Source organism: Streptomyces sp. 13-12-16, assembly GCF_002114215.1.
Lineage (GTDB): Bacteria > Actinomycetota > Actinomycetes > Streptomycetales > Streptomycetaceae > Streptomyces.
Genome location: NZ_NCTE01001170.1, coordinates 1,290 through 6,185, shown reverse-complemented (window position 1 = coordinate 6,185; position 4,896 = coordinate 1,290). Strand labels below are relative to the sequence as shown.

The 4,896-nt window shown below is 71.8% G+C and carries 6 protein-coding genes and 1 pseudogene; all 7 read left to right on the top strand.

Annotated elements, in window-relative coordinates; genetic code table 11:
• A partial coding sequence (locus tag B7767_RS36990; RefSeq protein ID WP_085575833.1) for an MFS transporter occupies positions 1-859 on the top strand: 859 nt, incomplete at its 5' end.
• Positions 810-1,982, top strand: a complete 1,173-nt coding sequence (locus tag B7767_RS36985; RefSeq protein ID WP_085575832.1) for an acetoin utilization protein AcuC — start codon at positions 810-812, stop codon at positions 1,980-1,982. The genes B7767_RS36990 and B7767_RS36985, both read left to right, overlap by 50 nt.
• Positions 1,983-2,049: 67 nt before the next feature.
• Positions 2,050-2,895 (top strand): phosphatase, encoded by an 846-nt coding sequence (locus tag B7767_RS36980; RefSeq protein WP_085575831.1) that lies wholly within the window; start codon positions 2,050-2,052, stop codon positions 2,893-2,895.
• A gap of 129 nt (positions 2,896-3,024) precedes the next feature.
• Positions 3,025-3,237 carry a helix-turn-helix domain-containing protein gene (locus B7767_RS36975; RefSeq protein WP_004984898.1) on the top strand — a complete coding sequence of 71 codons (213 nt, stop codon included), beginning with the start codon at positions 3,025-3,027 and terminating at the stop codon, positions 3,235-3,237.
• 154 nt (positions 3,238-3,391) lie between these two features.
• On the top strand, positions 3,392-3,490 hold the full coding sequence (locus B7767_RS36970) for a 30S ribosomal protein bS22 (protein WP_003948845.1): 99 nt from the start codon (positions 3,392-3,394) through the stop codon (positions 3,488-3,490).
• A gap of 169 nt (positions 3,491-3,659) precedes the next feature.
• Complete coding sequence (locus B7767_RS36965) at positions 3,660-4,721, top strand: NAD-dependent epimerase/dehydratase family protein (protein WP_085575830.1); 1,062 nt, start codon at positions 3,660-3,662, stop codon at positions 4,719-4,721.
• A gap of 14 nt (positions 4,722-4,735) precedes the next feature.
• Positions 4,736-4,896 (top strand): annotated as a pseudogene (locus B7767_RS48695) (glycerol acyltransferase); the annotation flags it as partial.

Genomic DNA, 4,896 nt, shown 5'->3' with positions numbered 1-4,896 from the left:
GGCGTACGGGCGCAGCATCATGCTGAGCTTCCATGCCGTGTACAGCGCGGGCGGGATCGTCGGGGCGTCGCTCGCGTGGGCGGGGGCGCACTGGGACCTGGCGTTGTGGGTGTCGTACCTGCCGGTGGTGCTGGTGCTGCTGCCGGCCGCGCTGGTCGGCAGCCGGTGGTACGTCGACGGGGATGAGCGGCGGGCGGTCCCGGAGACCACGAAGGGCGAGCGCACGGCCGGCGGCCTCAAGTGGCTGTTGCCGCTGTGCCTGGTGATGACGGTGGCGTACATCGGGGACTCGACGGTCTCCAACTGGAGCGCGAAGTACCTCCAGGACGTGCTGGGCAGTTCGGAGCAGCTCGCGACCGTTCCGTACAACGTCTACATGGTCACCACGCTGTTGGGGCGGGCGATCGGGGACGTCGGGGTGCGGCGGTTCGGGGCCGTGACGGTGGTGCGGGTGGGGGCGCTGGTGGCGGCGGTGGGGTTCGCCGTGGTGGCCGGGGCGCCCGGTGCGTGGGCGGGGATGCTGGGGTTCACGCTGCTGGGGCTCGGGCTGTGTGTGCTGGTGCCGCAGACCTTCGCGGCGGCGGGACGGCGCGCCGCCGAGCGTGGTGGCCCCGGGGCTTCGGACGCGGCCGTCGCGCGGCTCAACGTCTTCAACTACGTGGGCTTCCTGATCGGTTCGCCGTTGGTCGGGGCGCTCGGCGACGCCTGGAGCTACCGCGGGGCGATGCTTGTGCCGATGGTGTTGGTACTGGTGACGCTCGTGTACGCCAGGTCGTTCGCCGCCGAACCGGACCGATACGGTGTCGGGCATGAGCGGGCGCGTACAGCTGATGTGGGACGAGGCGGTAACGGGCTATGACTTCGGCCGGGACCATCCGATGGACCCGGTCCGGCTGGCGCTGACCCGGAGTCTGGTCGGAGCCCTCGGGCTCGACCGTGAGGTGGAGGTGGTCGCCGCGAAGGCGGCCGGGGAGTCGACGCTGCGGCTCGTCCACCGGGAGGACTACATCGAGGCGGTGCGGGCCGCGTCGGCCGATCCGGCGGCGGCGGACCAGTCGTACGGGCTGGGGACGATGGACGATCCCGCGTTCGCCGGGATGCACGAGGTGTCGGCGCTGATCGCGGGGCAGTCGGTGGGCGCGGCGGAGGCGGTGTGGCGCGGGGACGCGCCGCACGCGGTGAACTTCGCGGGCGGGCTGCACCACGCCATGCCGGGCGCGGCCTCCGGCTTCTGCGTGTACAACGACGCCGCGCTGGCGATCGCCCGGCTGCTGGAGCTGGGCGCGGAGCGGGTCGCGTACGTCGACGTCGACGTGCACCACGGGGACGGGGTGCAGGCGGCGTTCTGGGAGGACCCGCGGGTGCTGACGATCTCGCTGCACGAGCATCCGCGGACGCTGTTCCCGCAGACCGGGTGGCCGCAGGAGACGGGAGCGGACAGCGCGGAGGGCAGCGCGGCCAACGTGGCGCTGCCGGCCGGGACCGGGGACGCGGGGTGGCTGCGGGCGTTCCACTCCGTCGTACCGGAGCTGATCGCGGACTTCCGGCCGCAGGTGCTGGTGACGCAGCACGGGGCCGACACGCACTTCGAGGATCCGCTGGCGCACCTGGCGGTGTCGCTGGACGCGCAGCGGGCGGTGCAGGTGGCGTGCCACGAGCTGGCGCACGCGTACGCCGACGGGCGGTGGGTGGCGCTGGGCGGTGGCGGTTACGCGGTGGTGGAGGTCGTGCCGCGGTCCTGGACCCATCTGGTGGGTATCGCGGCCGAGCGGCCGGTGGAGCCCACGACGCTGATCCCCGAGGGCTGGCGGCAGGAGGTGTACGCCCGGACCCGGCAGCCGGCGCCGCGGCGGATGACGGACGGGCGGTGGCCGGTCTCCTGGGCCGCGTGGGACGAGGGGTACGACCCGGCGGACCGTCTGGACCAGGCGATCCTGGCGGCGCGGCGCGCGGTGTTCCCGCTGCGGGGACTGCTGGCCTGACGGTCGTACGGGTGTTCCGTTACGCCGACCGTGCGGTGTTCCGCCGTTCCCGGCCCGCTCCGTCTCCGTGTCCCGCACCATCGCTTGCGTGCCCACCACCGTCACCGCCGCCGAGCTCCGTGCGCATCTCCTCACCGCCCGGCTCGCCGGGGTCGTGGGCACCACGCGGGAGGAGAGCCTGCGGAGCTACCGGCTGTTCGCCGCCCGGGATCCGCGTCTGCTGATCGGGCTGGACCCCGAACGGGTATGGGGCGAGCGGGAGTTGCTGGCTCTGATGGCGGACCGGTGCGGGGTCTCGGCCGATCCCGCGCACACCTTCGGCCATGATGTGATCGACCCCGAGCGGACCCTGGCCGCCCTGGACGCCTTCGCCGAGCGGCTGGCGGTCGCTGCGGAGCGTGGCGGGCCGGTGCTGTTCGGCACCGGCCATCCGCACCGGCTGCTCGGCTTCTACGCCGCTCTGGCAGACGCATTGTCGGCGGCGGGATGTGCCGTCCTCACCCCCGCGCAGGGTCGCTGTGTCGACATAACGACCCGGTTCGGTCTACGCACGCACAACCTCGACTACGTGCGAGGGGTCGGGCTCGTCCGGGGTGCGACCGCGCAGCGCCCCGGTTGTGAGCCGGGCGCACACACGCACTCCCCCCTCCCGGTTCGGACCGCTCTCGCGGCGGCGGCCGACGCCGGCGGGCCGCTTCCGGAGTTGGTGATCGGCGACCACGGCTGGGTCTGCGGGGCAGGTCAGCTGGGGTTCGAGGCCGCCGGGCCGGCCGATGTGAACGATCCCGCGCCGTTCGTCGGGGAGGCCGAGGGGGCCGTGTCCCTCGCCGTTCCACTTGATGACGGCGTGCGGTCCGATTACTACCTGCCGCTGGCCCGCTACGTACTCAATCGAGCGTGTCTGTCACAGTAGGCCGCCGATGGGTGCACCTCTTCCCCACTCGCATCACCCGCCCCTACATTGGGGAGTGAGCACGCAACGACGAAGAGTCACCGGAAGGGGAAGCCGGTGGCCGTCGAGTGCGGAAGGTGCAGGTGTGTCATGGCTGCAGCTGGCGAGAGGCCTCTGAACGAGGTTCAGTTCCTTACCGTGGCGGAAGTCGCCTCGGTGATGCGAGTGTCGAAGATGACCGTGTACCGGCTGGTGCACAGCGGTCATCTGCCCGCGATCCGGGTGGGGCGGTCCTTCCGCGTCCCGGAGCAAGCGGTTCACGAGTACCTCCGCGAGAGCTACGTGGGGGTGGAAACCGCCTGACGGCGATCCGGGGAGGTCCGTACCGGGCACTCATGGGCCTCCCCGGTCACCTCGATTACGGTCTCGGCGCTCGGGCGGGTAGGCTAGCCCCTCGTAGGTCGTGTGGGCCCATGGCGCCCAAACACCGAGTGATGAGAAGTGAGCGAGGGTAGTCGTGGGCTCTGTTATCAAGAAGCGGCGCAAGCGGATGGCCAAGAAGAAGCACCGCAAGCTGCTCAAGCGCACGCGCGTTCAGCGTCGCAACAAGAAGTAAGCGGCAGCGCGCGAGCGTGTCCAGTGGCCCCCCACCGCACTCCGGTGGGGGGCCACTGCCATTCGTACGTCCGGGGCTGTCGTCACTTCAAGCATCCGGTCGGCACCACAGAGCGACGACGACCCGATAGGTTGGCCGTCGGGAGCAGGGCGAGAGGAAGGCGCTGATCTTGGGAAAGGTCGTGCTCGTGACCGGGGTGGCCCGTCAGCTGGGGGGCCGTTTCGTCCGGCGGATCCTGCGGGATCCGGAGGTGGACCGGGTCGTCGGCGTGGACGCGGTCCCGCCCGAGCACCACCTGGGCGGCGCCGACTTCGTCCAGACGGACATCCGCCAGCCCACCGTCGCGCGGGTGCTGGCCGAGTCGGGCGCCGACACGGTCGTCCACCTCGACGTGACCGGCACGCCGCTCGGCAGCGGCGGCCGGACCGCGCTGAAGGAGACCAACGTCATCGGCACCATGCAGTTGCTGGGTGCCTGCCAGAAGTCCCCGAACATCAAGCGGCTGGTCGTGAAGTCCAGTACGAACGTCTACGGTTCCGCGCCCCGCGATCCGGCGGTGTTCACCGAGTCGACACCGCCCAAGTCGCTGCCCAGCGGTGGCTTCGCGAAGGACACGGTCGAGGTCGAGGGGTACGTGCGCGGCTTCGCGCGGCGCCGTCCGGACGTCGCCGTGTGCGTGCTGCGGTTCGCCAACATCCTGGGCCCGGCCGCGGACAGCCCGCTCGCCTCGTACTTCTCGCTGCCGGTGCTGCCGACCGTGTTCGGCTACGACCCGCGGCTGCAGTTCGTGCACGAGGACGACGTCATCGAGGTGCTGCGGATCGGCTCGCACGAGCCGAGGCGCTCCACGCTCAACAGCGGGACCTTCAACATCGCCGGCGACGGTGTGCTGCTGCTCTCGCAGTGCTCGCGGCGGCTGGGCCGGCCGACCGTGCCGCTGCTGCTTCCCGCGGTCACCTGGGCGGGCTCGCTGGTGCGTACGCTGGGGATGACGGACTTCTCGCCCGAGCAGATCCGGTTGCTCACACACGGGCGGGTGGTGGCGACGGACCAGATGCGGGAGACGCTGGGCTTCACCCCGAAGTACTCGACTGCTGAAACGTTTGCGGACTTCGTGCGCAGTCGTGGCCCGGGGCTGCTTCCGCCGGAGAGGCTCGCGAGGGCCGTCGACCGGATCGCCGCGCTGCCCCTGCCGGGCAGCGGTCACCCCCCGACGCAGAGCGCCAACTGAGGAGCGCAGCAACGATGGCGGACGCCAAGGTCATTCCGTTCGACGACGACCACCGCTCGCGTGGAGGTGCCGCACAGCGCCCGTCGCGTCGCCGGGGCGCGGGGAGCCGCCGCCAGGGCGGTGCGCGGCCCGCGGCGGTCGGGGAGGCCGGGGAGGTCCAGCCACTGCCGGGCGT